The following is a 24536-nucleotide window of genomic DNA, read 5'->3' on the forward strand; positions in this document are numbered from 1 at the left end:
GGCTATTTTAATAAGAATATCTGGAACCGTTCGCGACGATTCCGGAGCCAGTACCAGAGAAACCATGTTGTTTGCGAGGTTGATTTTGACCGGTTTGCTGATTCGTCTGTTTGTGAAAAATCCCGATCAGACCTCCGACCAGAGGGTGCGGGAGTCCTACGGCATCCTCGGCGGTGCGGTCGGGATCGTCTGCAATGTGCTGTTGTTTATCGTGAAGCTGTCAGTCGGGCTGCTGACCGGCAGTATCGCGGTCGCCGCCGACGCGGTGAACAATCTCTCCGACGCTGGTTCGGCGATGATTGCGCTTTTCGGGGCGCGCATGGCGGCACGTCCGGCCGACGACCGCCACCCGTTCGGTCACGGACGCATGGAGTATGTTGCGGGGCTCGTGGTTGCGGTCATCATCATTGCGGTGGGGCTCGACTTCTTCAAGAGTTCGGTCGAGCGGATCTTCGAACCGGCGGAGGTGACGCTCTCGGCGCTGCTCTTTGTGCTTGCGGCCTGTTCGATCCCCGTGAAACTCTGGATGTTCTTCTTCTACCGGACGCTCGCAAAGCGGATCGACTCCCCGGTGCTGCGGGCGACGGCGTTCGACAGCCTGAGCGATATTCTGACGACCTCGGTGGTGCTGATCTCCCTCTATACAAGTACGTTGACGAGTTTCCCCGTTGACGGCGTCGCCGGCGTGCTTGTCGCGGGGCTTGTGGTGGTCGGCGGGGTCAAAGTTGTCCGCGATACCATCAATCCGCTGCTCGGAGAAACTCCCGACCCGGCACTCGTCTCGCGCCTGGTGGAAAAGGTCCTGGAGAATCCCGACATCTGCGGCATTCACGATCTCATGATGCACAACTACGGGCCCGGCCGTTATTTTGCGACGGCGCACGCGGAGGTCAATTCCGATGCGGACCCGGTCAGCATCCATGACTCGCTCGAAAACACCGAGCGGCAGGTCTCATGTGTTCTGCCGGTGCGGCTTGTCCTGCACTGCGATCCGTTTCAGAAAAATGATCCCGAGTACAAGAAGTGGCGGCTGGCCGCGGTCGGAACCGCTCACGAGTTCGATGCGCGGTTTCAGGTCTATGACTTCCGCATGGTGCGGACGCCGGAGGCGCTGCAGCTGCGGTTCGACCTGCTCGTGCCGCGCGACTGTCCGCACAACCCCGCGGAGCTGCGCGAGATGTTCCAGCGCAAACTCGCGGGGGAGGGTGGCGAACCGGTCAAGGTCGTGATCCGCATCGAACATGCGTTCGTCTGACCCGCCCGGCTCCGGCCGTTACAGCAGGTCCGAGTAGGGAACCTTGAGGAAGAAGAACTTGCGGACTGAATCCAGCGCCAGATAAAGTTTCTCCTCCTTGTCGTCGGCAAAGCCGTGCGGATAGGCGACCTGCGGCAGCGCATCCCCGCCATCCCAGAAGCCCTGCCAGGTGTCCGGATTCTCCTTGTGGAGACGTGCGAGCGGAAGTTTCTTCGACCAGCTCTGGAGATTGTCGTCGCTGACCCAGATTTCGAGGAGGTCACGGGTGCGCGTTTCGGGGGTGCAGACGTTGTTCACGAGCACGTGGCGGCCGCGGATCCTGTAGATTACGAATTTCGTGCCGGGGTTCGGGATTGTGGACGGTTTCGCCGGGCTCCAGGTGAGGCCGGAATCGAAGCTGTCGCTTTCCCAGAGCACGGCTTCGGGGTGTTCGTAGCGGACGAACATTTTGAGGTGTCCCGGTTCGAGTTCGACGACCTCCGGTTCCCACGCGTTTCCCGGCGTTTCGACCGCGCCGTGCAAAGTGAAGCTCTTGCCGCCGTCGGTCGAGCGGATGACGCCGGAGGTGTAGCATGCGCCGGGCGCACCGTAACTGGTCCACTCTTTCCGCTGATCGAGCCAGTAGACCGGAAAGAGCCAGCTGCCGTCCGACAGCACCTTCCCCTGACGCACGGAGAAGTTCGGCGGAACGCCGGGAATGCTGACCGGCTGCGTCCAGCTTTTTCCGCAGTCATCGGTGAAGGTCATGAACGCGCGCAGTTCGGCGTAAGTCGTTTCGTAACTGAAGGTCTGGAACACCGCGAACGGCCGTTCCCCCTCCGTGAAGAGTTCGGTCCCCCAGGTGCAGCGGCACGGATGTTTGAAGAGCAGTTCCGGTTTTGACCAGGTCGCCCCGTCGTCCGTGCTGCGGATGACGGTGGCGATGTTGTCCGGATGAGGCTCCTGCGTTCCGCCGGTGTACAACAGCGAGACGATCGAGCCGTCCGGCATGCGGCGCGGTGTCGGTTCCCGCCCGAACAGAAACGGTTCCTCGGCCCGGAACATCGTGCTGACGGGATAGGCGAATTCAATGCGGTCGATCCATTCCATTTTTTTTCTCCAAATTTCAATTCCCGGTTTGCGTTATGAATATTATATGCTATTTTTCAACAGAAAACAATTGCAGAAAAGCGACCTTTTCTTTCGATTTTCGACACTATGAATGAATTTGGAGACGAGCGCAAACAGACGCTCGATGGTGTGCTTGAGCCGGAGACCGCCGCGATATTGTCGCTCATCCTGCGCGATGTCGAGCCGATCGTGCTCGGAATCACCTTCTGGAAGTGTTTTCGGCCCTGGAGGGTTCCGGAGCGGAGGATCTGCGACAACTTCTTCTTCATGACTTTGTTCGGGGAGGAGGTGGTTTCGGTCGGGGATGAGACGCGACTTTTCCGGCGCGGCGACGCGATGATCGTACCGGAATTCGTTCCGCACTCGTTCCGGCTCGCGGACGGCTGTGCCGAGTCGGGTCATTACATCGCGCATGCGCTTTCGGAGAACGTGGCCGGACCGAATCCGTTCGCCGGATTCGCCTCGCCGTTTCTGCGTCCCGCGCATACGGAGGCGGTGCTCGGCGCTCTGGAGACGATCGTCGCGTTGCGCAATACCGATCCCGATGCGGCGGCCTCCGCGATGAAACAGCTCTTCAAGATGCTGATGTTCGAAGAGGCGCGCGCGGGGCGGTTCCGCCTTGCGGAGAAACGTTCTGCGGATGAGCGCGTCCGGCGGGCGCTCGCGTTCATCCACGCGAATTTCGCCGGGAGCATCGCCGTGGCGGACATCGCGGATCATGTTCATCTCGGGGAGGTTCAGCTCCGCAAACTCTTCCGGCGCGAAGTCGGGATGGCTCCCGCGGCCTATCTGCAGCGCGCGAGATTGATCCATGCGGCGCGGCTGCTCGCACGCTACGATCTGCCGCTTGCTGAAGTGGCGGCGCAGTCCGGGTTCTCGAACGAATGCTACTTTTCCACCGCGTTCCGAAGCTGTTTTGCGCGGACTCCGGGCGAATACCGCCGCTACATCCGCCGCCGGTAGTCTAATTCGCGGAGGAGAAGAGCGAATGCGGCGGCAGTGCGACGAGGCGGGAAAAATAGGGATTGCGCTCCTTCCCCCAGAGAAAGTTCGAGAGCTCGATCGATTTGTTGACCGGGAATCCGCCGTGCGTGACGGCGCGGAAGAACGTTTCGCGCCCCTCTTCCGGTTCGGGGCAGGGGAGCCCTTCGAGCCGGCGCAGCAGGAACGGATCGCGCAACCACCCGCGCGCGCACATGATCCCGGCGCAGTCGGGGAGTTCGGCCATCAGCGCGGCGGCATCTTCCGGGGTTTCCACGTCGCCGTTCAGCACGACCGGAACCGTTCCGGCCAGTTCGAGCGAACGTTTCAGCCGCTCCTCGCGCCCCGGCACGGGAAGATACTGCTCCTTGACCGTGCGGAAGTGGACGAAGAACTTGTTGACGCATCCCGTCGCGGCGAGACGCGGCAGAAACACCTCCTGTTCGGCGGGATCACTCCACCCGGTCCGGAGCTTGACTGAGAGCGGCCGGTCCGGAATCGCCGTTTTGACCGCTTCGATCATGCGGATCATTCCGTCCGGGTCGCGCAGCGCGCCGCCGCCCGCGCCGCCGGAGGTGACCTGCCGGCTCGGACAGCCGAAATTCAGGTTGAACGTCTTCGCGCCGATGGCCGCGGCTGCCGCAGCGGTCGCCGCCACGGCGACGGGATCGTTCCCCATGAGCTGCAACGTCACGGGCTCCTCTCCGGCGAAGGGGGCGAGGAACGCCTCAAGATGTTTCCGCTTCGGCACGCCGGTCACGCGCAGGAAAAATGTCATCCAGCGCCGCACGAGACGCAGTTCCGCCGCGGCCCGCAGCAGCGGCGAAGTCATGACCCCCTCCATCGGGCCGGGCCAGAATTCCGGTGTCTTCATCGGATGCCCGGTCCGGCCAGCACCAGGGAGCGCAGTTCCCGCGGGCGGTAGACGATGTGCAGATTGTGGTCGTCGTCGATCCGGATCGATTTTACGCAGCGGTCGAATTTCCGGTAATCTTCATTTGCCTGCCCGGAGGTTACGGCATTTTCGCGGAATCGGTCGACGAGGAATCCAGGCAGTGTGATCGAGCCGGCGCGGGCGCGGGAGATGTCGAGAGTGAGGCTGTCGCCATCCTTCTCCGGTTTCACGCTCATATCGGTCATGATGACGCCGCTCCACAGCCAGGTGAGGTTTGTCTGCACGGGAGCGAGAATTTCAAACCGGCCGTTTTCGTAACGGACATTGTGGTTTTTGACCCTGGCTTTATCGCTTTTCCCGGAAAACATGCTGCGCAGGTCGATGCCGTTGTCGTAGATGCGGATGAGGGAATTCACCTCTCCGGGCGAAAGGATCAGCTCGGACTCCTCCGGCGCACCTTCTCCGCTGAGCAGTTCATTGGCGAACCGTCCCATGAGTTTGGCCATGAGTTCGCGATCCTCCGGCTGCAGCGGATCGATCTCAAACTGCGGCACGTTGCCGAACAGCAGCCATGCGAGCCAGATTCCCGCCGCGAGAATGATCAGAATCACTCCGGATACGGCAATCAGAATTTTTCCGAAAACCCCCTTTTTTTTCTTCGGGCTCTTTGTCGCCATGTTCCGCTCCTTCCGGTGTTGATGGTTTTAAGATACACGCGAAAGCGGCGGAACGCAATTTTTTTTCCGGAAAAGATCAATGAAATCTTCTCCGGGATGGTGGCAGAAAAGTGGGAGACGGGTTATATTGTATCCGGCGTCTTTTACGCCACATGAATGTGTGTGAATGGAACGATCTTTTCATATTCGGGAGGAGCTTGGGATCATGGACCGTTATCAGGAACTTTTGAAGAAAACCGCCGTCGCCGGTCAGGAGCAGCTTTTGCGCTTCTGGAATGAACTTTCCGCCGCGGAACGGGAGGAGCTTGCCGCTCAGATCGAGGCGATCGATTTCCCCGTCATGGCGAATCTGATCCGGGAGTATGTGCTCAATAAGCCGAAAACCGAGATTCCGGACGACCTCGGCCCGGCGCCGTATTTCCCGCTCGTTCCGCGCGACGCGGAGCAGGCGGCACTCTACGAGCGCGCCGTCCGGCGCGGCGTCGAGCTGCTCAAGGCGGGCAAGGTCAGCTGTCTGACCGTGGCGGGCGGTCAGGGAACCCGGCTCGGTTTCGACGGGCCGAAGGGAACCTATCCGATCGGCCCCGTGACGGGCCGTCCGCTGTTCCGCTATTTCGCCGAATCGATCCGGCGGGCCGGAGAGAAGTTCGGCTGTCCGCTCACCTGGTACATCATGACCAGTCTGCTGAACCGCGAGGCGACCGAGAAGTTCTTCCGCGAAAACAACTTCTTCGGGCTCAAGCCGGAACAGGTGTTCTTCTTCACGCAGGGGACGATGCCCGCGTGCGGTTACGACGGCAAGCTGCTGCTCGCGACGAAGTCGTCGCTTTCGCTCTCTCCGGACGGCCACGGCGGCACGCTGCTGGCGCTGCGCCGCTCCGGCGCACTCGACCGGATGGCGAAGGAGGGGGTCGATTACCTCTCGTACTTCCAGGTGGACAATCCGCTTGTGCCGGTGGTTTCCCCGCTTTTCCTCGGATTGCACGACCTTGAGAACTCCGAGATGTCCGCGATCATGCTGGCCAAGACCGGTCCGTTCGAGAAGCTCGGCAACTTCTGCGTCACGAAGGGGCACCTCGAAATCATCGAATACAGCGACCTTCCGGCGGAGCTCGCCGAGAGCCGCAATCCGGACGGTTCGCTGCGTTTCATCGCCGGAAGTCCCGCGATTCACATGATCTCCCGTTCGTTCGTCGAGCATCTGACCGCGGGCGGCAGCCTCAAGCTGCCGTGGCACCGCGCGGATAAGAAGGTTCCTTACGTCGATGAACAGGGCAACCCGGTCAAGCCGGAGAGCCCGAACGCAGTCAAGCTCGAATCGTTCATCTTCGACGCGATGCCGCTGGCGAAGCGCACGATGGTGCTCGAAGGCGAACGGCGCAGCGTTTTTGCTCCGACCAAGAATCCGACCGGCGTCGATTCGGTCGAAAGCTGCCGCGAAATGCTCATCGAGCGCGATGCGCGCCGCCTTGAGGCGGCCGGAGTGAAAATTCCGCGTACCGCCGACGGGAAGGTCGATGCGAAGATCGAACTTTCTCCGCTGGCCGTCTTCGACGATGAGGACGCCGTCGCCTACGTGAAAGCGCACGGACTCACGGAGATTGCGCGCGGAGCGGAACTCTGCCTGGAGTGACGGAGGTCCCGATTGAAGAGCTTCTACCTGAATGACGAGCCGTCCGCACCGGTGGAACTCGACACGCGTGAGAGCGCAGCGTCTCTCAACGCGATGCACGGGTTGCTGCTGGTTGTGACGCTGATTGTGGTCTTCGGGTTGACAATGCTCTACTCGGCCAGCTACAACACCGACGGGCTCAAATATTTCCGCAACCAGATCATCTGGGCGGTGATGGGCGGGACGGGCGGAGCGGTCGCCTTCCTGATCGGGTACCGCAAACTTGCGTCATGGAGCACGATTCTGATGGGGGGGGCGTTTCTGCTGCTGCTTGTGGCGGCATTCTGCTTCCCCTCGATCAATGGTGCGAACCGATGGATCAAGTTCCGGCTGCCGGGGATGGAGATGACGCTTCAGCCCTCGGAATTCGCCAAGATCGCAGTTGCGCTGTTTGTGGCGAAATACTGTTCGGAGAACATCCGGACCTTCAACCATCTGCGCGGAAAACGCGGCATTCTGCCGCTTCTGGGAATTACCGGCGCGGTGGTCTGCGGAATCCTGATCGGGCGCGATTTCGGCACGACCGCGCTGGTCATGACCATGGCCGTTGCGATCGCGGTGATGGCGGGGTTGCGCTGGTACTATCTGGCGATTCCGGCAGTGTTCGCGGGGATGGCGGCGCTCTACGTGGTGCTTTTCGACTCGAACCGGCTCAGCCGGGTGACCACCTTTCTCCGGCCGGAGGAGACCCGTTCCGGAGGAGGGTATCAGCTCTGGAATTCACTGCTGGCATTCGGCTCCGGAGGCTGGACCGGGGTCGGATTCATGGAGAGCAGGTTGAAGCAGAAGTATCTGCCGGAGCAGCACACGGACTTCATTTTGTCGATCGTCGGAGAAGAGCTCGGGTTGATCGGAATGCTTTTTGTGCTGGCGCTGTATGTTTGTTTCACCTGGTTCGGGCTGCGCATCAGCATGAATTCCCGCTCCCGGCTCGGGATGCTGCTCGGCTGCGGGCTCACGCTCGGGATCACGTTGCAGGCGGCGATCAACATCGCCGTGGTGACCGGAGCCGCACCGACGAAGGGGATGCCCGCGGCTTTCATCAGCTACGGAGGCAGCAACATCATGGCGAGTTTGATCGCGGTGGGGATTCTCAGCTCCATCGCCTTCGACAACGTCTGTCCGAACTACAATGTGCAATATATGAGTGCGATTCGCTCGAAGCTGTGGTTTCTTCCCGGGAATCGCCAGTTCCGGAAGAACAGAGAGGAATCATGAAACTGGAACGTCTGGCCATCACCTGCGGGGGAACGGGGGGGCATTTCTACCCCGGACTTTCGGTCGCGCGGAAGCTGCGCGATGAAGGAGGGGAAGCGCTTCTGCTGCTCTCCGGCGTGAATGCGCCGCACCAGAAGGATATCGCGGAATCATTCGGGGTTTCCGCCGTCGCGCTGCCGCGGATGCCTTCTCCGCGCGGGATCGGTTCCGGGGTCGCGTTCGGGAGCGGAGCGCTCGGGGGAGTGTGCGCTTCATTGCGGGAGTTGAAACGGTTCCGGCCGCAGGCGTTGCTCGGAATGGGGTCGTTCACCTCTCTGCCGCCGATTCTTGCCGCGCATCTGCTGCGGATTCCGGTGTTTCTCCACGACGGCAATGCGCGGATCGGCAAGGCGAACCGTTTTTTCAGCTCCCGGGCGAAGCTGCTTGCAACGGCGTTTCCCGCGTGCAATGCGGACAAATGCCGCTGCGAGGTGCTTGTGACCGGCATGCCGCTGCGGCCGGAACTCGAAGCTGCGGCGGGAATTTCGCGGGAAGCGGCGGAGGCGGAACTGGAACGAATCTTCGGCGTGAAGCTCGAAGCCGGAATTCCGACGATTCTCGTATTCGGAGGCAGCCAGGGGGCGGCGATTTTCAATGCGGCGGTTCCGGCGGCGTTGAAGCGACTGGAGAGCCGGAGGCGCTTTCAGGTGCTCCATCTCGCAGGACCGGGGAAGTTCGAGACGACGAAAAAAGCCTATGGCGACGTGCCGTTCCCTTTGCTTCTTCTGGAGTCGAGCGGCCGCATGGAATTGTTTCTCGGAGCGGCCGATCTTGTGGTCTGCCGCTCAGGGGGAAGCACGGTTGCGGAACTCGCGCGGTTCGGGAAGGCCGCGGTGCTGATTCCGTACCCGTATGCGGCGGAACATCATCAGGATGACAATGCGCGCGTACTGGAGGCGGCCGGCGGCGCCGAACTCCTGCCGAACGCGGAGTGTTCGCCGGAACGGCTTGAACAGCTGTTTGACCGGCTGCTTGCCTCTCCGGAGACGCTTGCGGAACGCGGTGCGCGCGCGGCGGAGTGCGCCGTTCCCGACGCGGCGGGGCGGCTGCTTGTGGAATTGACGAATCGGCTGCGCAAGCGGCCATGAAGTAATATGGGTTTGGAACTTTCAGGAAGATCATGAAAAGATTCATCACAATTTGTCTGCTGGTCGCCTTCGTCGTTACTTGTTTCCCGATGCCCGAGGCGGAGGCGCTCGATCCGATTACGTTGGCGATTCTTGCGCCGATCGCGGTGAAAGCCGCGGAGAAATCCGCCCCGTATATCTACCGCAGCATTTACAATGCGGGGCGGTGCCTCTTCCGGATGGGAACGGATGTGTGTCGTTTCTTCTATGTTCCGTATGGGCTTGGTTACATGTGTTTCGGCAGTTTTCGACGGGGATTGGTTTATGTCATCAAGGGGGCGATCGCTCCCGGGATGCTGATCGTCCATGCCCTGATTCTGCCGCTGACGCTCTTCGGATTGGACATCAACATCTGAGTGAAAGAGATGAATCTCCCCCGTCGAGAACAGTTCCGGCGCCGCCGGGAGGTGCTGCCGCTGCTGCGCACGTGGTACGGTCGAGAGCGCGGAACGGTCGAGTTCACCGCGCATTCGCAGGATGCGGTCAGCGCCGCGGAAGTGATGACCGAACTGTTCCGGGAGATCGCCGACCGGGAGGCCAGAAATTTCATCGAGATTTCGACCCGCTGGAAGGAGATCATTCCCGGCAAACTCGCCGCGTGCGCCCGGCCTGCCCGTCTGCACGACGGAGTGCTGTCGCTGGAGGTTCGGCACAGTGCGCTGATCGGCGAGCTCGCACCGTCGCTGGATCTGTTCCTGGCGCGGATTGCCGCTGCGGTCGGCGAGGGGATCTGCACGGAGATCCGTCTGGTTCCGTCCGGGAGCCTTTCCAGAAGAAAGAGATAGAAAAATGAGGAAAAAAGCGTTTTTTTTGGATCGTGACGGGGTGATCAACGAGGAGGTCGATTACCTTTCCGATCCTGACAAGGCGGTGATTCTGCCGGGGGTGGCTTCCGCATTGCGGCGGCTGCGCGAGGCTGGATTTCTCGCGATCGTGGTGACGAACCAGTCCGGCGTGGCGCGCGGTATGTACACGGAGTCGGACGTGCGTGCGGTGCATGACCGGATTCAGGAACTTCTGGCGCGCGAGGGCGCGGGAGTCGACCGGTTTTATTACTGCCCGCACCATCCGAAATACGGTTCGCCGTGCCGCTGCCGCAAGCCTGAACCGGGGATGATTCTGGAGGCGTGTCGGGAGTTCGACATCGACCCGGCACATTCCGCGATGGTCGGCGACCGGTTGAGCGATCTTGCCGCGGGGCGCGCGGCGGGCTGCCGGGCCTGCTATCTGGTTAAAACCGGGTATGGAATGGAAGTTCTTCGGAATGAAGATGTTTCCGGAGTCGAGGTCGCGGAGGATCTCCCCGATGCGGTCGAGCGGTTTCTCGCTCTGGAACGGGAGGCGCGTTGAGATGCAGCATTTGCGCACGACCGCGATGATCGCGGCGTTTGTTCTCGGGTACGCATGTCCGTGGGCTTCGGCGTTCAACTGGCTGATCCGCTGGTTGATTGTGGTGATGATGTTTCTGGTGTTCCTGCAGGTGAAGGTCTCCTTGCGCGAGGTGCGGATGGCGCATCTGAAGATTCTGGGTGCGAATGTTGCGGTCGGAATGGGAAGCTGGGTGCTGCTGCGTTCGCTCTGCGGCGACGAGCTGGCGCAGGCGGCGTTCTTCACGGGGATCACACCGACGGCAACGGCGGCGGCGGTGATCGTGAATCTGCTCGGCGGCCGGGTGGATTTTGCGGTCAGCGCGTTTCTGGCGACGAATTTCGGAATGGCGATTCTGCTGCCGTTTCTGATTCCGGTGGCGATCGGCAACCCCGCGCCCGGGGTGTTCATGAGCGTTGTGAACAGTCTGCTCGTGGTGATCGGGATTCCGCTCGTGGCTGCGATTCCGGTGAGACTGTTCTACAAGCATGCGTCGGAGTTGCCGAAAAAGTATAAAAACGTCTCGTTTTTCCTCTGGGTTGCGGCGATCTTCCTGATCATCGCGAACGCATCGGCCTATCTGCATTCGCAGGCGCATCTTTCGAAGACGATTCTGCTGGAGATCGCGGCGATTTCGTTTGCGATCTGCGTGTTCAACTTCTGGTTCGGGCAGTTCCTCGGCGGAAAGAAGTTCCGGCGCGAAGCCAGCCAGGTGCTCGGTCAGAAGAATACGACGCTGACCATCTACCTTGCGATGACCTACGCCAATCCGCTGGTGGCGCTGGGGCCGACCTTCTATGTGCTCTGGCACAACGGCTGGAACACTTTGCAGCTTCATATGTATGACCGCCGCCGCCACCAGCGGGAATTGAAGCGGAAAAGGAACACCCCGTAATCCCGCGGAGCAGGAAGGAGCGGATATGGAACATGTGCATGCGCTTTTGCTGACCTTTCTGGAGATGACCTTCATTTTCGTCGGGTTGGGGCTGTTGTACAGTCAGCGCAGGGCGATCGGCAGCGCGCCGTTTTACATGTCGCTGGGGCTGCTGTTCCTTTTTTCGCACTTTGTGAGTGCGGCGAACATCAGTGCGGTCCTGTTCGGAGCGTACAATTATGAAGTCGGCCGTGCCGTGGTGTTTCTGCCGATTCTCACGGCGTATCTCATGGTCTATATCACGGAGGGGACTCTTGCCGCCCAGCGGATCATCATCGGGGCGGCGGTTCTGTTCGGGCTCTATTTGTATCTCGGGGAATTGACCCGGCTGCAATGCAACTGGTACGGATTTTCGCTCACGAGCGGGCCGGAGGCGATCACGCTGGACAGTCTCTTCGCAGGCAGTCGCGATTCGATGAATATGGCGGCGCTCACGTATCTGGTCGATCTGCTGATTCTGCCGATCGCTTATACCCGGCTGAAAAATTTCGGACTGCGGCGGGTCTATGCGATTCAGAGCGCGTTGTTGACGGCGTTGCTGTTCGGCACGCTGCTTTCGTGGGTGTGCGCCCGGGTTTACGAGTTCCCGTTTCCGTTCTTCAGCGGGGATTTCCTGGCGCGGTTGATCGGCGGGTGCTGGCTCGGAGTGTTGCTGGCGGTATATTTGAGCAAGATCGAAGTGGATATCCGGTCGGGCAGCAAGAGTCCGCTGGACATTCTTTTTGCATTCGTCGGCAGTTACGGCCGTTCGAAGGAACTCGAAGAGAATCTGCGGGAGTGGACCGACCGTTACCGGCTCGTGCTCGAGAACGCGGGCGAGATGATCGTGATGCTGAACCGCAACGGTCAGATCGTCGACGCGAACTTCGCCGCGGCGCGGCTGCTCGGCTGTGAAAAGCCGGATGACCTTGCCAATCAGTCGCTTGCTCCCCGGATGCGGATTCTCGACCGTCCCGATTTGACGCTCGGCGGGAACCTCGCCTTGCCGGTGCGTTTCCAGTGTCGCCTCGACGAGGGAACCGCACGGGAGAAGCTGCTGAGTTGTTCGCTTTCTCCGATTCAGACGCGCGGGCAGCTGCTGCTCGTGCTGATCGGTCGCGACATTACCGAAGAGAGCCGTCTTGCCAGCGAGAAGGCGCGTCTGGCCGAGCAGCTCGTTCACTCTCAGCGAATCGAGGCGCTCGGAATGCTCGCCGGGGGGATTGCGCACGACTTCAACAATTATATTCATGCGATTCTCGGACATGTGGATGTGATCAATTTTCTGCACCAGCCGGACAATCCAGAGGTGGTTGCTCATCTCGAGAAGATCACCTCCATCGCGGAACAGGCCGGGAATCTGACCAGTCAGCTGCTCGGTTTCGCGCGCAAGGGAAAGTATCAGGTGACCGATCTCGATCTGCGGCAGGTACTTGAGAACAGTCTCGGGCTGCTCGGCCCTCGCAAGCAGCGCGATCTGTCGATTTCGATCGAGGTTCCGGACGGGCTCGGGCCGGTGCGGGCGGACGCGCTGCAGCTGCAGCAGGTCATGCTCAATCTGATGATCAATGCGATCGATGCGATGGAGAACAATCCCGACCGGCAGATTTTGACGATCGAAGCCGGGCCCGCCTCGAACGCTCCAATCGCACTGGAACCGCCGCCCGAACGCGGCACGGTCGATCCGGCCGATTATCTGTTCATCCGCGTCACCGACAACGGCAGCGGCATGACCGAACAGACGCGCAGAAAACTGTTCGAACCATTTTTTACAACCAAGCCGGTCGGGCAGGGAACCGGCATGGGACTGGCGATGGCCTACGGCATCATCTCGAACCATCAGGGGTGGATTCAAGTGGAGAGCGAGCCGGGGAAGGGGACGAGTTTCTTCCTTTTCCTGCCGTTCGGCGGACGAGGGGAGGCACAGGCGTGATCCGGGTCGTTGCTTCGCACCACGAAGCGCTCGCGGAGTGGGCGCGTTACCGCCGGACACGTGAGGAGGCTCCGTCGCTGCTCACCTTCGATCATCATACCGACACCCTGCCCGCGTTCGGGCGGGCCGCCGCGGATGAAGCAACGCGGCTTCGGATGGTCAGGGCCTTCGACTTCCGCTCGGAGTCTTCGGTCGCGGAGGCGCTGGCGCTTCTGCGTCACGATGAACAGATCGATCTTGCGCTGCGCGGCGGAGTGGTGAGCCGTTCCGTGATCGTGGCCCATGCGGATCATCCGGGCTGCGCCAATGAGCGGATCCGCGTGGTCTGCGACCGCTCGTGGCCGGATTTGCAAATACTTCTGAACGATCCGGAACAATTCCGGCCGCTTGCGGAACGGGTGTTTGAGAGCGCATTTCTGCGCGACCGGCTCGCGGAGGCGGAATTCGTTCCGGAGGCGGGATTCATCTTCGATCTCGATCTCGACTATCTGCTGGTCGGGCGTGCGCTTGTTCCGGAGGACGGTGAACTGCTTCGGAACCTGCTGGGCCGGGCGGGACTTGTGACGGTATCGCTTGAGGCGGAATGGGTGAAGCTGCTGCGGATCGACCCCGGTGTCAGTGCCGAATCGCTGCTCGCGACGTTCCGGGAACTCTATGAAACAATCCCTCCGGCAGAGGAAATGCACAACAAATCGTCAAAAAACTTGAAAGAAACCTTTTTTTGCCGCTGATGCGGGTGTATATTACCGACATTATGGAAAAGAGACAACAGACAAGATACGAAGAGCTCGTTCAGCTTCCGCGCCGCTGGTTTCCGCTGCCGAAGCTGGACGGTTATATTCTGCGGGAGTTCCTGATCAAATACAGTGTGCTTCTGCTGGTGTTCATCATCCTCTTCATTCTCGGGGATGTCTACCGGGACATTTCGGATTTTCTTGAGAACAAGGCGTCGCTGCACGACATCGTGCTTTATCTCGCATACAAGCTGCCGGGGAACATCCGGTTCATCCTGCCGATTTCGATGCTGCTGGGCTGCATGTGGACGATGGCGACATTCGGCAAGAATATGGAGATTACGGCGATGCGCGCTTCGGGCGTGTCGCTCTTCCGCTGCGGCGGATCGATCTTCCTGGTGGGGCTGATCGTCACGGGGATCAACATCTACTTCAACGAGGCGCTTGTGCCGTTCACGGAGCGGGCCGCAGAGATGATCAAGTCGAATGTGACGGAGAAGCGGCAGTTCGTGCGCGGACTTCTGACCTATCGCAGCAGCGACCAGCAGCGCCACTGGCTCTTCAACAATTTCACGACCGGCAACACGCAGCACAATGTGACGGTCAAGACCTACTGGTCGGATCCGATGATCGACTCTCTGGTTCTTGTTCCGATCGAGGCGGCGCAGCTTCAGATGATCCGCGAGGTGTTTCCGACCAAGGCGGATCGGATTCTCGGGCTGCCGCGGGCCGAGCGGGAGAGCCTTGTCCGCCGGGAACTGCTCGGGCGCAAGGTGGACTTTTTCGCTGCCGAGGCGAGTTACGATCCGAAACGGAAAGAGTGGAGTTTCCGCAACGGAAACTTCATCTCCTATGACCGTAACGATGATTTGCCGGTTTCCGCCTCCGGGACGGGTATTTCGGCGATTCACGAACAGATTCCGTTCACGGAGCTGCGTTTCGGTGAGGAGAAAATTCATGAGTCTCCGAACGACATTCTCAATGCGATCAAGGAGAAGGATGATCTGCCGACCTGGGTGATCTGGGATCTGGTCCGGCGTACGCCGGACATGGCAGATCGGGTCGAATCGATCTACATGACGGTGTTCTACTATCGGCTTGCGTTCCCGTGGGCCTGTTTTCTCGCGGTGTTTCTCGGGATTCCGCTGGCGACCAAGAACGAGCGAACGGGCAGTCTGCTCGCGATCATCACGGCGGTGATGATCATCGTGGTCTACATTGTTGCCGCGCAGGTATTTCTCGTGCTGGGGAAGGGGGGGATCCTCAATCCGATGTTCGCCGGGCTGGCGCCGACGGTCGCATTCATCGCCTTCAGCGTATACCGTATCTATCATGACCGGAACTGAGACTCCGGAGAAACCGGAAAGGAGAGCGGGATCATGACGAAAGAATTCACGACGCAGGAGCGGCGCCGGATTCTCGCATTTGTGCGGGAGGTGATCGGCTCTGAACTTCGCAATGCGCCGATGCCGGTTGCGCCGGCGATTCCTGAACTTGATGAGCGGAGGGCCTGTTTCGTGACGTTGCACGACTGCTGCGGGAATCTGCGCGGCTGCATCGGAAATCTCGAAGCGTTTGAGCCGCTGAAGGAGAATCTGGTTCGAAACGCGTTGAATGCGGCGTTTTCCGATCCGCGTTTCCCGCCGCTTGAGCCGGAGGAGCTCAACGAGACGGTGATTGAAGTTTCGATTTTGACCCCGCCCGAGCCGATCGCGGATCCTCTGAACTTCGAAATCGGTGTCGACGGGATCATTCTGCGCCAGGGCGGGCATGGCGCGGTTTTTCTGCCGCAGGTCGCTCCGGAGCAGGGGTGGGATCAGAGAACCACGCTCGAATATCTCTCCCGCAAGGCGGGGCTATCCGCCGACGGGTGGCAGCGGCCGGGTACACGTTTTGAGACTTTTCGCGCCGAGGTGTTCGGCGAATAGCTCCTGAGCGGAAAGGTTGACTTTTCCCCATTGTTCAGCACCGGCACAGGTACGCCGGGAGCGGAAACAGGAAAGGTCTTTTTTCGATGAGTCAGGAGTTCGAGTATCTGTTCCGGCGGCGTCACGCGCTGCACCGGGCGAACCGCGAGGTGTGGGAGCGCTCGCGGGCGGCGTATTACGGCGGTGAGGCGTACATCCGGCGTGCACTTGTTCGTCACGTTTCGGAGGTGGAGCCGGAGTTCGCGGAGCGGCTGCGGCGCGCCTATTACTTCAACTATCCGCGCAAACTCGCACGCATGATTACGCAGTTCATTCTGTCGGTCGAGCCGCAGCGGGACGGTGCGGATCCGGTTCTGGTCGAGGACTTTTCCCGAACGGGGCTTCGCGCGAACGAAGTCATGCGGCAGTTCTCCACGCTGCTGAACATCTATGGTGGAGCGGCGCTGACGGTCGAAATGCCTTACTTCGAGGGGGAGATCGACTGCGAACGCAAGATGAGTGAGCGGATTCGCCCGGCCGTTCGCGCCTGGTCGCCGCTCGACGTCGCGGACTGGGCGTGGGGGAGCGACGGGCAGCTTGAGTGGCTGCTTGTGGAGGAGCGTTCCCTCGCGGACAACGGGCCGTTTCTGCCGCCGGTTCCGGTGGTGCGCCGGAAACTTTTCACGCGTCGTGAGACGCTGATTTTCGAGCGTTCCAACGGCGCGGGATCGGTTGTGCAGGTCGCCCGGGCATGCCATGATCTCGGATGCGTTCCGGCGCTGCTGTCGTTCGAGCCGGACGGGTTCGGGATTGACGGCGGCCACTATTTTGAGGATGTTGTGCGTATTTCGGATGCGATTCTGAACAATGAATCCGAGGCGCAGATGAACATCGTCAAGCAGATGTTCGGACTTCTGGTCATCTCCGACAGCTTCGCCCGCGGGGCACGTCCCGTACCGGGCAGTGGAAACGGTGCGGAGAAGGAGAAGTTCAGTCACCTGCTCGCCCGTTCGGCCGCAATCTGGGAGAGTCCGGAAGAGAAGGGGATCAGCCGCTACATCTCCCCCTCCGGGACGGACACCTCCGCGATCCGTGCGGAAAACGATGCGCTCAAACGCGAACTCTTCGATGTGGTTGGCATGGCTCTGGTTCAGCCGTCGCGCGCGGCGCAGACCGCCGAGGCAAAGGCGTGGGATCACCACCAGATCAAGCAGTTTCTTGCGAGTCGGGTCGATCAGCTTGAGCAGGCCGAAGTGCGCTGCTGGGAGCTGATGCATGGATTCGATCCTACGATTCCGGTTCCCTCCATCGCCTACAATCGGGAGTTTGCCGTGACGGATCTGAAGTCCTCCATCGAATCGCTGGTCGAACTCAAACGGTTTTCCGGAGGGCTCGAATACCGCCGCGAGGTTGCGCGAACGGCACTTTTTCTGCTCGAAAAGGTGCGCAAGATCGATCCGGAACGGCGCGAACAGATCCGTCGGGAGATCGAATCGTGGCAGACGCTGCGGCAGGAGGTGGACAATGGCTGAGTTCCGCTGCTCCGAAACGGTGATCCTCCGTCTGTTTGAACCGGGACTTTCCGACGGCGGAACGAATTTTCAGGAGCGCCCTGTCCGGGCGCTGGTGGTTGAAAACCGGGGCTTCACCCCTGCGGACGGTGCGTCTGCCGCATTTGAATTCCTGATCCCGGGAGACATGGAGATTCCACCCGGCAGCAGCCTTGTATGGCGTGGCGTGGTGTACGACATCGGCTCGGTGCGCCGCTGCCGCGACCTCGACGGAACCGTGCGCGCTTCGCGCTGCACGGTCTGCTGAGGAGCCTTTTTTGTTCCATCTAGGCGAGATGCGGGCGGACGACCTCGGCCATCACGCGGTAGGCGGCGAAGGTCAGGTGGGTCCCGTCCGGGCGGGCAAATTCGGCCGCGAGCTGACCGGCGGCATCTTTTACGCGGGAGTGGTAGTCGAGGAATCCGTCTAGATTCCGGAGGCTCCACTCCCGCTGTTCTTCGTTGATTTCAACGATCTTCTCCTGAAACTGGAAGCGGTCCCACGCGTCGGGGGAGCGCAGCGGCAGGATGCTGCCGAGATAGACCTTGCTGCCATGTTCCCGGATCATCGATGCGACGGCGCGTGTCTTGTCGAGGATCGTCTGCTTCGGCCACTCGATTCCGTTGATGCCGATGAGCAGAAACACCTTCTCCGGAGTGTAGGGATAGACGTCTCCGTCGAGGCGGAGATACAGGCCGTTGACGTTGTCGCCGCCGATTCCGCGATTCAGCACCGAATGGTTCGGGAAGAACTCATGCAGGGGCCAGAGATCGGTGATCGAGTCGCCGTAGAAGAGGTTCCTGACATGACCGACTTCGGCGGAGATCTTCCGGTATTCGAGGATATCCCGCCACCGATCGCGCGTATCGAAGAACTCCTGAATTTCACGGAGGGATTTTTGATCGAACAAGGTATCGTATCTGCCAGCCATTTCCGCATCCTTTCGTTTCTGCAATGCCGTTTGGGAAACATACATCCGTTCCGCATGATTTGCAATTATTTTTCCGGGAGTCGCTGCTTTTTTCTCTGATGTGTGCTTGATTGTATGAATTTTGTTGTTTATTGTATGAATTTTAAAATATTTTTGCACTTTTTTTGTATGTAATCTTGACATTTGCTGTTATATTCAGTATAATTAGAAATGAAAAGAGATGATTTTCATACAAGGTGTGTGTTTTATGGGATACAAAAGTAAGGCGGTACGGATTTCCTCGACGCTGGAGCAGGAAATTCGGGCCGGGCAGTTTGATCCGGAGAAATATCTGCCGGGAGAAGATGCGCTTGCCGAGCGTTATCAGGTGTCGCGCAGTACGATTCGGCGCGTGATCGAAATTCTCGATCATGAAGGGGTTGTGGTGAAGGAGCCGAACCGTGGAACGATGATTGCTGCAAATTCTCTGCGTCATCCTTTGCCGAAGGAGCCGCGGACGATAACCATGGCCTGGGCCTATGCGGCCTATCCGGACAGCATGATTTCGAATGTGACCGCCGGAATCCAGAAATTTGTGGAGGAACGCGGGCTAAATCTTCAGATTTTTACGAGTTCGACCGGGCACGAGCCGGTGCTGGAATCGATTGAGAAGGCTGCCGCGTTCGGCATGGACGGCGTGATTCTGCTGCCGTACAATCAGGAGTGTTACGTTACATCGGTGAAGAAGGTGGTTGCCGCCGGCATTCCGATTGTGACGATTGCGGATCTGCCGGGAAGCGGAGTCAGCTCCGTGGCCAGTGATGATTTCGGCGGCGCATTTCAAAGCATTCAATATCTGATTGCCCGGTTTGATCGTCCCTGTTATTTCCTGGGTTCGACGTATGAGACCAGCAGCTGCATGGAGCGTTATGAGGCGTTTTGCATTGCAATGCGGGAGGCCGGATTTGAATCCGAAATCGATTCATACACCCTTCGTCTTGAACCGGACGGGCAGAAGCCGGAATACTGGCCGCTGGCGCAGAAGGAACTCCATCCGATCGAATTGTGTCAGGCTGTGTTCGACCGGATCCGGTTGCCGGCAAGTGTGTTCTGCATCAACGACTATATTGCGCGGGGACTTTATCAGGCGGCGCAGGAGCGCGGAGTGGTGATCGGACGTGACCTGATGGTTGCCGGTTTCGGCGACCTGCCGTTCGCGAGCCGTCTGACCCCTCCGCTGACCACGGTGAAAACCGATTCCGTCCAGATGGGATATCAAACGGCAAAAGTTTTGTATCAGCATATTGTAAAAGAGGTTACGTCTCCGGTCAGGTTGAGGCTACCTGCCGAGTTTACAGTGCGGGCATCCGTTGCGGGCATACAATGAACCAAGGGAGGAAATCATGAGAAAGAAATTCACACTAATCGAATTGCTGGTTGTGATTGCAATTATCGCGATTCTCGCATCGATGCTGCTGCCGGCGCTGAATCAGGCCCGGAACCGGGCGAAAAGGAGCATTTGCACAGGAAATTTAAAACAGCTTGGACAGAGTCTGTTTTTGTATGCAGGGGATGCCGGAGAGTATTTCCCGAACAACGGTCTGCCGGTTGATATCTGGAAGGCCGCCATGAACTATGAATATGTTTCTTTTTATCAGAATCCGGCGCCTTTCTTGAAATTGATGAAGCCTTACATTCCAAATTTTCTTGTTTTCAACTGTCCGCTGGATATTCTGCGTCAGAAAAAGACCAGCTGGGATTGGGAACATCTTGACTCCGCCGATATGCGGGAAAGCCGTGGCATCAGCTACAACTATCTGAACGTCAACGGAAAAGTTCTTGGCCGTCCCCGTAAGGCAGGCGAAGCTCCGACGACCGGCCTTATGGCGGATCATCAGAACTGGACAGCCGGAACCAGTTGGATTTGGAATCACGGCGGAGCTTTCAATACTCAGCCCAGCGATGCGAATGTTCTGTTCAGCGATGGACGTGTCGAAAATGCCAGACTCAAAGCCGGATACCAGACCGTCGATTTTGGAACTCGGACTTCTGTGACGGATACGACGAAAGTGCGGTAATATGCTTCTGGCGGAAAATCAAAGGTTGAGTGTCATGCTTTCTCGTGCCATCCGGATTTCTTCGGTCATATTGTTGTTTGTTTTGGCATCGGCATCGTTGTGCGCGGATAACCTGTTGCGCAATCCCGGTTTCAGGAGTTTCGGCGATGATGGTCTCCCGGCGGAATGGAAACTTTCCATGGCCTCCGGAATGGATGCTGTTCTGAAAATTCTTCCGGCGGCTGGACCGGAGAAGCAGAATGTACTTTCTCTCGTCAACCGCAGCGGCAAAGGATCCCGCATGGCGTTGCGGCAATTTCTGCCGCTCAAGGCCGGCACTCTGTATCAGCTGACCTGCCGGGCCAGGGGAAAAGCGGGCGGTTATCTCTCCTTTGCCCTCGGCAGCAAATGGCAGAAGCGGCTCTGGATTCGGGGGGGAGAGAAGTGGACGCGGTATACTTTGAAATTCCAGCCGGAAGAGTCGGAATTCTCCTGGAAAAACGCATATGAAATCTGCCTGCTTGCCGAAGATGACTGTGAGGTGGAGGTGATCGATGTGGAATTGTTTCCGGATGATCCGGCCGTGTTGATCGCCAATGGAGATTTCACCAGGATCAATGCGGACGGACGGCCCGAGGCGTGGTCGTACAGCCCGGATGCGGGAATGGATGTCACTGTGAAAGTGGTGACGGAGGAGGGCGGCCGACGCAATGTGCTCGCGATCGACAACAATTCCAATTATGGGGGCGGTCGCCTTGCCATGCGGCAGTTTCTGCCGTTGAAGGCGGGACAGCTCTATGAGCTTTCCTGCAAAGTGAAAGGCAATGCGGGAGGGTTTCTTTCGTTCGCTCTCGGCAACAAATGGCAGGAACGGCTCTGGCTGCGGCGGAGCGAAGACTGGCGGGAATACCGCTTACGGTTCACCCCGCAGGCGGACCGGTTTTCCTGGAAGGACGCTTATGAAGTCTGTCTGCTTGTGGAGGATGTCTGCCACGCCCGGATTGCGGATGTCATGCTCAAGCCTTTGAACACGCTGACCCCGGTTGCGGCCGGGTATTCCAGAATGCAGCGAATCGCAGTGATTCCCCAAGTGAAGTTCGATCCGGCAGCGAAGGCCATTCCGGCGGGGATGCCGGTATTGGAACCCGAACTCGTCGAAAAATTTGAGACGCCGTCCAGGGAGGATCTCTCCTGCCGTGCCGCGCTGGGCTGGGACGGGAAAGGGTTGATTTTCTATGCGGATGTGACCGACGGGGGAGCATTCATCTCCCGTCCTGGCGAGGGAATGTGGAGCTCCGATTGCGTACAGCTTGCGATTGAACCCGACGGCAGACTCAAAAACGGCCGGGAATCCGGAGATCTTGAAATCGGTTTCACGCGCGGCGGCACCGGGCCGGACAACTACTGCTGGACGGAGAAACGTCGACTCAACTCCGAAGAGCTGGAGTATGATGTGCGACGGACTGAAACCGGTTATTTCATCGCCGCCAGGATCAGTTGGCAGCTCATGCCGCAGATCCTGAAGAATCCGGGCGGCGCATTCAGCTTCAATCTGACTGTGAACGACAGTGACCGTGATGGAGAACGCAAGGGGATTTCTCTTTCACCCGGAGTGTTCGTCTACAAGAGCAGCCGCGAGAACGTACTTGCTTTTCTGGAGGGGAAGCCGTTTTCTGCGCGTTTTCTGCCGGATTCGGAACAGGTGACTTCGGAGTTGACTGGACGGTTGATTGTGAATGACCTTTCCGCCCCTTTCAAACTCCGTGCCGTCAATGCTTCGGGCGAACATTTCGAACTCCCTCTGGCTGTTTTCGGTAATGGAACGCCTGCTGTCGCGGAGATTCACTGGGATTTCAGCAGAATACCGGGCGGAAATTGGAACATCGAAGTCATATCCGGCGAAAACATTCTTGCTTCCGCCGAAATTTGCAAAGCCGATTTCTTTGGTGATTTTAATCGGGAGCTGGCAATTTTGCGTGAACGTTATGCAAAGCTGAAGCCGGAACTGGAAGCCCGCAGGAAGATTCCCCGTTTCAAGGCGATTCAGACGATCTTCGATCACCAGCTTGCTCTTCTGGAGGCCGATATTCGAAAGTCGGAGAAACAGGAGGAGAAGGACTATTACGGCAAACGAGGTTTGCGGATCACCGCCGAATTGAATGATCTCGCCGATTTGGCCGGAAAACTGTTCCGTGCGGAACTTCCGCCGGAAAGTCGATATGTGAGCTCGAAACGTGTCTTGAAGAACGGCTGGATCGAAGCGGAAACCGTCGATGCGACGGGGAATCGGCTCATTCGTCCGGTGATATTTTCCGGTTACGGGCATTTTGACACGGCAGTTCGGGATATTCCGATGTTTTCATCGATCGGCGCGGACATGATCCAGTTTGAAGTTACCATGCACTCCGTCATGCGTGGAGAAAATCCGGATGGTTCATTCCAGGTCAGTTTTGAGACGCCGGCCAGACGTCTTTCCGGAATCGATTCCGCCTGGAAAAACAATGTTGCCGTTGCCTTGCTGCTGGGGACCCACTATCTTCCCGACTGGGCGGGGAAAGCTCACCCGGAAATGCTCTGGAATTCCGGCAGTTTTCTGCAGTTCGACGTTCAGCATCCTTACTCCCGGAAACTCGTCGGGGAGTTTGTCCGGCAGACGGTTCGTCATGTTCGCAACATGGAGGGGGCGGGATCGATCCACAGCATCTGTATTTCCAATGAGCCGCGTTATCAGCCGAGTCTGCGCAGCGGTTTCACGCGCAGTCGTTTTATCGAACGGCTGAAGGCTTTGTATGAAAATGACATTGACAAGCTCAATCGGAAATATGGAACCCGCTATGCCGATTTCGATGCAGCGGTTCCGAACTATGATCCGCAACCGGATTCCCTGCCTGGTCTTTACTATGATTTCGTGATTTTCAAGCTCGACGAATTTGCCGACTGGCACAACTGGATGGCGGGCATCGTTGAAGAGGAGTGGCCCGGCATGGCCGTTCACTCCAAGGTTCTCGGCGGTTTCGGGATCGGTGGAGCCACCGATTACGAGCGGTTCGGAAAATTCAGCACTCTCAACGGTACTGATAATGGAATCGGTTTTAATCAACGTACCGGGCAATTTACCCGCGGTGAAATGATTTTGAATCTGGCAAGTTCGATGAATCCGGTCTCGATCATCAATACGGAAAACCATTTGATTCCGGATGATGTGGAGGAGCCGGTCTCTTACGATGCCGTGTATTGTTGCGCATTTCAGCAATATGTCCATGGTGTCGCCGGATCCGCCGCGTGGGTGTGGGAGGATTACGACCTGAACATGTTCCGGAACCACCATGTCTTTGTTGGTGATATCTACCGTCGTCCAATGGGAATTCTGGCCGTTCGAGATGCGGCCGCCGACGCCAACCGACTTGTGAATGAGCTCAGGGAGGCCTATGCCGCTCCCGCCCGGGTGGCGTTGCTTTATTCAATTCCATCGGCGATTTTTAATGAAAAATACGAATCCGCCTGCAAAGAAGCGTGGCATGCTCTTGCCCGGGCAGGACGTAAGATCCGGTTTGTCTCCGAAGATCAGCTCAAGCGGGGGGAAACCGCCGGGATCGAGCTTATCGTGGCAACGGAAGCAACCGTTCTGACTCCGGAAGCGGCCGATGCGCTCAAACGGTTCGCCGAGTCTGGCGGAACGGTTGTTCAGATTGGAAAAGGATTTGAGAAGACTCCCTACGGCGAGCCGCTCGAAGTAAAGATCCCCGCAAAGACGGCGACTTTCTCGGAGCTCGGTGCTCTGGCGGACGGAATCCTCGGTAAGCTGCCGGTACAAATTTGCTCGGAATCCCCGGACGTTGAATGGCGGGCCACTCCGACGGCGGACGGCGGATGGCTGGTTAATGCGGTCAACTTCGGCAAAACTCCGGTGGAAATCAACATCGACCGGAATGCCGTTGAACTGATCCGCAATCGTTCTGTTTCAGAGGGGAAATTCTTGCTGCTGCCGATGCAACCGCAGTTGTTCAAAATGGATTTCTGACTGTTGGCGAAATAGAACGCTGTCGTTGATTTTGCGATCGCATTCCGTCGACGCAAAAGATTTCCCGGGGGAAGTTCCGCCGGGAAATTTGCTTTTTATATTGCTTAAGCGCAAAAAAACTACCGGCTGCGCCGGTATGTAGCCGAATAGCTTCAGCTTAAAGGCGAG

General features: G+C 58.7%; 23 protein-coding genes. 18 read left to right on the forward strand and 5 right to left on the reverse strand.

Going from position 1 to position 24536, the window contains the following annotated elements:
• Positions 1–64 precede the first annotated feature (64 nt).
• On the forward strand, positions 65–1255 hold the full coding sequence (locus Q0K10_RS12010) for a cation diffusion facilitator family transporter (protein ID WP_294507373.1): 1191 nt from the start codon (positions 65–67) through the stop codon (positions 1253–1255).
• A gap of 18 nt (positions 1256–1273) precedes the next feature.
• On the opposite strand, the gene Q0K10_RS12015 is transcribed toward Q0K10_RS12010, so the two are convergent.
• The gene (locus Q0K10_RS12015; RefSeq protein WP_294507375.1) at positions 1274–2344 is read right to left on the reverse strand and encodes a sialidase family protein; all 1071 of its coding nucleotides are present in this window, start codon (positions 2342–2344) and stop codon (positions 1274–1276) included.
• 108 nt (positions 2345–2452) lie between these two features.
• Here Q0K10_RS12015 and Q0K10_RS12020 point away from each other — a divergent pair, with 108 nt between their 5' ends.
• On the forward strand, positions 2453–3328 hold the full coding sequence (locus tag Q0K10_RS12020; protein WP_294507378.1) for a helix-turn-helix domain-containing protein: 876 nt from the start codon (positions 2453–2455) through the stop codon (positions 3326–3328).
• Between the two features lies 1 nt (position 3329).
• Here the strand turns inward: Q0K10_RS12020 and Q0K10_RS12025 are convergent, their stop codons facing one another.
• Both Q0K10_RS12025 and Q0K10_RS12030 read right to left on the reverse strand, forming a co-directional pair.
• A complete protein-coding gene (locus Q0K10_RS12025) occupies positions 3330–4220 on the reverse strand; it encodes a tRNA-dihydrouridine synthase family protein (protein WP_294507380.1) in 891 nt (296 codons plus the stop codon).
• Positions 4217–4918 (reverse strand): hypothetical protein, encoded by a 702-nt coding sequence (locus tag Q0K10_RS12030; protein ID WP_294507382.1) that lies wholly within the window; start codon positions 4916–4918, stop codon positions 4217–4219. The genes Q0K10_RS12025 and Q0K10_RS12030 overlap by 4 nt, the downstream gene beginning before the upstream one ends.
• A 205-nt stretch (positions 4919–5123) precedes the next feature.
• Between Q0K10_RS12030 and Q0K10_RS12035 the strand changes: the two genes are divergently transcribed.
• The 13 genes from Q0K10_RS12035 (at position 5124) to Q0K10_RS12095 (ending at position 17647) form a co-directional block, all read left to right on the forward strand.
• Entirely contained in the window at positions 5124–6551 is a 1428-nt protein-coding gene (locus Q0K10_RS12035) for a UDPGP type 1 family protein (RefSeq protein ID WP_294507384.1), read from the forward strand.
• Positions 6552–6563: 12 nt separating this feature from the next.
• Positions 6564–7808, forward strand: coding sequence for a putative peptidoglycan glycosyltransferase FtsW (locus tag Q0K10_RS12040; RefSeq protein WP_294507386.1), 1245 nt, complete (start codon positions 6564–6566; stop codon positions 7806–7808).
• A complete protein-coding gene (locus Q0K10_RS12045; RefSeq protein WP_294507389.1) occupies positions 7805–8935 on the forward strand; it encodes a UDP-N-acetylglucosamine--N-acetylmuramyl-(pentapeptide) pyrophosphoryl-undecaprenol N-acetylglucosamine transferase in 1131 nt (376 codons plus the stop codon). The genes Q0K10_RS12040 and Q0K10_RS12045 overlap by 4 nt, the downstream gene beginning before the upstream one ends.
• A 32-nt stretch (positions 8936–8967) precedes the next feature.
• The gene (locus tag Q0K10_RS12050; protein ID WP_294507391.1) at positions 8968–9330 is read left to right on the forward strand and encodes a hypothetical protein; all 363 of its coding nucleotides are present in this window, start codon (positions 8968–8970) and stop codon (positions 9328–9330) included.
• Positions 9331–9339: 9 nt separating this feature from the next.
• A complete protein-coding gene (locus Q0K10_RS12055) occupies positions 9340–9759 on the forward strand; it encodes a DUF721 domain-containing protein (protein ID WP_294507393.1) in 420 nt (139 codons plus the stop codon).
• A gap of 4 nt (positions 9760–9763) precedes the next feature.
• Positions 9764–10324: a D-glycero-beta-D-manno-heptose 1,7-bisphosphate 7-phosphatase gene (gene gmhB, locus Q0K10_RS12060; RefSeq protein ID WP_294507395.1), complete on the forward strand. Its 561-nt coding sequence runs from the start codon at positions 9764–9766 to the stop codon at positions 10322–10324.
• The gene (locus Q0K10_RS12065) at positions 10281–11237 is read left to right on the forward strand and encodes a hypothetical protein (protein WP_294507397.1); all 957 of its coding nucleotides are present in this window, start codon (positions 10281–10283) and stop codon (positions 11235–11237) included. The genes gmhB and Q0K10_RS12065 overlap by 44 nt, the downstream gene beginning before the upstream one ends.
• Before the next feature lie 25 nt (positions 11238–11262).
• A complete protein-coding gene (locus Q0K10_RS12070; protein ID WP_294507399.1) occupies positions 11263–13188 on the forward strand; it encodes a PAS domain-containing sensor histidine kinase in 1926 nt (641 codons plus the stop codon).
• Positions 13185–13919: a UPF0489 family protein gene (locus Q0K10_RS12075; protein ID WP_294507401.1), complete on the forward strand. Its 735-nt coding sequence runs from the start codon at positions 13185–13187 to the stop codon at positions 13917–13919. Before Q0K10_RS12070 ends, Q0K10_RS12075 begins: the two co-directional genes overlap by 4 nt.
• A 23-nt stretch (positions 13920–13942) precedes the next feature.
• Positions 13943–15268 (forward strand): LptF/LptG family permease, encoded by a 1326-nt coding sequence (locus Q0K10_RS12080; RefSeq protein ID WP_294507404.1) that lies wholly within the window; start codon positions 13943–13945, stop codon positions 15266–15268.
• A gap of 33 nt (positions 15269–15301) precedes the next feature.
• A complete protein-coding gene (amrA, locus tag Q0K10_RS12085; RefSeq protein WP_294507406.1) occupies positions 15302–15850 on the forward strand; it encodes an AmmeMemoRadiSam system protein A in 549 nt (182 codons plus the stop codon).
• Positions 15851–15936: 86 nt separating this feature from the next.
• On the forward strand, positions 15937–17361 hold the full coding sequence (locus Q0K10_RS12090; RefSeq protein ID WP_294507408.1) for a hypothetical protein: 1425 nt from the start codon (positions 15937–15939) through the stop codon (positions 17359–17361).
• Positions 17354–17647, forward strand: coding sequence for a hypothetical protein (locus Q0K10_RS12095; RefSeq protein ID WP_294507410.1), 294 nt, complete (start codon positions 17354–17356; stop codon positions 17645–17647). The genes Q0K10_RS12090 and Q0K10_RS12095 overlap by 8 nt, the downstream gene beginning before the upstream one ends.
• A gap of 19 nt (positions 17648–17666) precedes the next feature.
• Here the strand turns inward: Q0K10_RS12095 and Q0K10_RS12100 are convergent, their stop codons facing one another.
• Positions 17667–18311, reverse strand: coding sequence for a GDSL-type esterase/lipase family protein (locus tag Q0K10_RS12100; RefSeq protein ID WP_294507412.1), 645 nt, complete (start codon positions 18309–18311; stop codon positions 17667–17669).
• 247 nt (positions 18312–18558) lie between these two features.
• Between Q0K10_RS12100 and Q0K10_RS12105 the strand changes: the two genes are divergently transcribed.
• The 3 genes from Q0K10_RS12105 to Q0K10_RS12115 all read left to right on the forward strand — a co-directional run bounded on the left by Q0K10_RS12105 (position 18559) and on the right by Q0K10_RS12115 (position 24368).
• Positions 18559–19677 carry a LacI family DNA-binding transcriptional regulator gene (locus Q0K10_RS12105; RefSeq protein WP_294507414.1) on the forward strand — a complete coding sequence of 373 codons (1119 nt, stop codon included), beginning with the start codon at positions 18559–18561 and terminating at the stop codon, positions 19675–19677.
• 16 nt (positions 19678–19693) lie between these two features.
• Positions 19694–20368 (forward strand): type II secretion system protein, encoded by a 675-nt coding sequence (locus Q0K10_RS12110; RefSeq protein WP_294507416.1) that lies wholly within the window; start codon positions 19694–19696, stop codon positions 20366–20368.
• Between the two features lie 178 nt (positions 20369–20546).
• Positions 20547–24368: a beta-galactosidase gene (locus tag Q0K10_RS12115; protein WP_294507418.1), complete on the forward strand. Its 3822-nt coding sequence runs from the start codon at positions 20547–20549 to the stop codon at positions 24366–24368.
• On the opposite strand, the gene Q0K10_RS12120 is transcribed toward Q0K10_RS12115, so the two are convergent.
• On the reverse strand, positions 24309–24536 hold a 228-nt coding region (locus tag Q0K10_RS12120), incomplete at its 5' end, for a hypothetical protein (RefSeq protein ID WP_294507421.1). The genes Q0K10_RS12115 and Q0K10_RS12120 overlap by 60 nt on opposite strands.

The organism is uncultured Victivallis sp. (assembly GCF_944391105.1).
Lineage (GTDB): Bacteria > Verrucomicrobiota > Lentisphaeria > Victivallales > Victivallaceae > Victivallis.

Bases quoted from the DNA above. Each gene is read 5' to 3' on its own strand.
- Q0K10_RS12030 (WP_294507382.1), bottom strand. From the start codon at position 4,918: ATGGCGACAAAGAGCCCGAAGAAAAAAAAGGGGGTTTTCGGAAAAATT.
- Q0K10_RS12065 (WP_294507397.1), top strand. From the start codon at position 10,281: ATGCGGTCGAGCGGTTTCTCGCTCTGGAACGGGAGGCGCGTTGAGATG.
- Q0K10_RS12045 (WP_294507389.1), top strand. From the start codon at position 7,805: ATGAAACTGGAACGTCTGGCCATCACCTGCGGGGGAACGGGGGGGCAT.
- Q0K10_RS12105 (WP_294507414.1), top strand. From the start codon at position 18,559: ATGGGATACAAAAGTAAGGCGGTACGGATTTCCTCGACGCTGGAGCAG.
- Q0K10_RS12095 (WP_294507410.1), top strand. From the start codon at position 17,354: ATGGCTGAGTTCCGCTGCTCCGAAACGGTGATCCTCCGTCTGTTTGAA.
- amrA (WP_294507406.1), top strand. From the start codon at position 15,302: ATGACGAAAGAATTCACGACGCAGGAGCGGCGCCGGATTCTCGCATTT.
- Q0K10_RS12100 (WP_294507412.1), bottom strand. From the start codon at position 18,311: ATGGCTGGCAGATACGATACCTTGTTCGATCAAAAATCCCTCCGTGAA.
- gmhB (WP_294507395.1), top strand. From the start codon at position 9,764: ATGAGGAAAAAAGCGTTTTTTTTGGATCGTGACGGGGTGATCAACGAG.
- Q0K10_RS12010 (WP_294507373.1), top strand. From the start codon at position 65: ATGTTGTTTGCGAGGTTGATTTTGACCGGTTTGCTGATTCGTCTGTTT.
- Q0K10_RS12035 (WP_294507384.1), top strand. From the start codon at position 5,124: ATGGACCGTTATCAGGAACTTTTGAAGAAAACCGCCGTCGCCGGTCAG.
- Q0K10_RS12110 (WP_294507416.1), top strand. From the start codon at position 19,694: ATGAGAAAGAAATTCACACTAATCGAATTGCTGGTTGTGATTGCAATT.
- Q0K10_RS12020 (WP_294507378.1), top strand. From the start codon at position 2,453: ATGAATGAATTTGGAGACGAGCGCAAACAGACGCTCGATGGTGTGCTT.
- Q0K10_RS12070 (WP_294507399.1), top strand. From the start codon at position 11,263: ATGGAACATGTGCATGCGCTTTTGCTGACCTTTCTGGAGATGACCTTC.
- Q0K10_RS12080 (WP_294507404.1), top strand. From the start codon at position 13,943: ATGGAAAAGAGACAACAGACAAGATACGAAGAGCTCGTTCAGCTTCCG.
- Q0K10_RS12015 (WP_294507375.1), bottom strand. From the start codon at position 2,344: ATGGAATGGATCGACCGCATTGAATTCGCCTATCCCGTCAGCACGATG.
- Q0K10_RS12090 (WP_294507408.1), top strand. From the start codon at position 15,937: ATGAGTCAGGAGTTCGAGTATCTGTTCCGGCGGCGTCACGCGCTGCAC.
- Q0K10_RS12025 (WP_294507380.1), bottom strand. From the start codon at position 4,220: ATGAAGACACCGGAATTCTGGCCCGGCCCGATGGAGGGGGTCATGACT.
- Q0K10_RS12055 (WP_294507393.1), top strand. From the start codon at position 9,340: ATGAATCTCCCCCGTCGAGAACAGTTCCGGCGCCGCCGGGAGGTGCTG.
- Q0K10_RS12050 (WP_294507391.1), top strand. From the start codon at position 8,968: ATGAAAAGATTCATCACAATTTGTCTGCTGGTCGCCTTCGTCGTTACT.
- Q0K10_RS12115 (WP_294507418.1), top strand. From the start codon at position 20,547: ATGGCCTCCGGAATGGATGCTGTTCTGAAAATTCTTCCGGCGGCTGGA.